The sequence below is a fragment of the Kitasatospora sp. MBT63 genome (assembly GCF_000710465.2).
Taxonomy (GTDB): Bacteria; Actinomycetota; Actinomycetes; order Streptomycetales; family Streptomycetaceae; genus Kitasatospora.
Genome location: NZ_JAIZ01000125.1, coordinates 1 through 1,803 on the forward strand (window position 1 = coordinate 1; position 1,803 = coordinate 1,803).

At 68.6% G+C, this 1,803-nt stretch carries 1 protein-coding gene; it reads right to left on the reverse strand.

The genetic code is table 11. The annotated features are described in order from the left end of the window. Nucleotides 1–15 precede the first annotated feature (15 nt). Nucleotides 16–1,677 carry an IS4 family transposase gene (locus AA75_RS08410; protein ID WP_082526349.1) on the reverse strand — a complete coding sequence of 554 codons (1,662 nt, stop codon included), beginning with the start codon at nucleotides 1,675–1,677 and terminating at the stop codon, nucleotides 16–18. Nucleotides 1,678–1,803: the final 126 nt, after the last annotated feature.

The window sequence follows — 1,803 nt, forward strand, 5'->3', positions numbered from 1 at the left end:
CCCAAGGCCGGGTAGTTAAGGGATTTCCGCTGGTGGCAGTGGTGTTGAGGTCCAGGCTGTGGCTGCGTAGAGTCCGGGTCCGAGTTTGTGGATGAGGCCGGTTTCGGCCCATCGGGAGAGCTGTCGATACATGGTGTGCAGAGTGATGTCGCCGAAATGGGCGGCGATCTCCGAGGGTCTCCAGAGACGTGTCGGGTCGTCCTGCAGCAGGTCGAGGATGCGGTGTCTGCGGCGCTGATCAGGGGAAACGTTCCGGTCGTCGCGGGAGCTTGCGGGCAGCGGGGGCGGTTGACTGGCGGGTTTGAGGATGGCGACGTCAAGGCGGGTGACCATGCGGCTCCGGTCGGGGCGGCCGTCGTCCTGGCGTTCGGCGTACCGGGAGACCGACGAGCGGACCTTGCGGGTGCTGACGCGCGGACGGCGGGGCGGCAGGAGGCCGGCCAGCACGCACTGGGCGATGACGCCGATGGTGCCGGGGACCGGGGCAGTGGTGATGCCGGCGGCCTGGACGACGAGATCGCGGGCGGCCTGCCGGGCGATGGTGAAACCGCAGCGGTCCGGATCGATCCCCGGCCGTGACTCGGCGGCCTGGACCATCACCGTCCGAAGCGCCTGGTAGAGCGTGAGCTGGGCCCACATCTCCTGTTCGACGCCGACGGGATCGCCCGACCGCAGTGGACGCCCCTGGCCCAGGGTGTGCCGCAGCGCGAAGTACGCTGACTCGTGCTCCCACCGCTCGTGGTAGAGCGCGGCCAGTGCCGCGGCGGGGTAGCGGTTCGCACATGTCAGCGTGGTGGCGAGCCGGTAATTCCCGGTGAAGGAGGTGCCGTCATCCAGGGTCACAGTCACCTTGGCTTCGATGATGCGGACCGGGACGGTGCCGATCACGGACAGGTAGGAGCCGTCGCCAAGACGGGCCAGGACGGGGGTGCGGCGGTTGGCGCGGATTCGCCCCAGGAACTGCGCGCCGGTGCCGGTCAGCGCGGCAAGGAAGGCGTTCGCGTCGAAGCCCTTGTCCCATAACAGCAGCATGTCGGGCCCGAGGTGGTGCAGCAGCCTTCGGGCGTAGGCCGTCTCGCCGGTGTCGGTGGGACCGAACACCGCGCCGATGAGAGACCTCGTGCCGGTCTCCACCAGCGTCATCAGTTCCAGCATCGGGCAGCCGCCCCGGCCACCGGGGCCGAACCACCCCACATTGCGTTGGGTGTCGGCCAGCCTGATCGAGCTGCAGCCGTCGAATGAGACCGTTCGGAAACGTCCGAACCGGACCCCTGCTGTGGTCGGTTGCGCCAGTGGCCCGGCCAGGACCTCGAACAGCCGGCGAACCGGCGCCGGACCGACCCGGCGGCGCAGGTCCCGCAGGGCCTTCGCGGTCGGCCCGGCGACATCCAGACCCGCACTGGTCAGCGCCGTGGTGAGCTTGTTCCAGACGAGCCGGTAGCCGACCTCCGGGAACAGGCACATCGCCAGCAGGAAGTAGACCCCGACTCGCGAGGGCAGGTCCCTCAGCCGGTGCTGCACACAGCCGTTCTCCTCCAGGACCGCGTCGACGAGCTCGAAGGGCACGACCTGCGTCAGCTCGCCCAGATGACCCGGCGCGAACCGGCCCGCGGCCACGGTGAACTCGCGGGAGAGCCTTGTCAGACCAGGTGGTGCGGCACAATGACGTACGGGCAACGGGGCACCTCGAAGATCAGCAGTCTTGGCGGACTATCTGATCAACGACACCCCGTTGCCCTCGTTCTGCCCGAACCATCAAACCCCTTGCCACCAGCGGAAATCCCTTAACTACCCGGCTTTGGG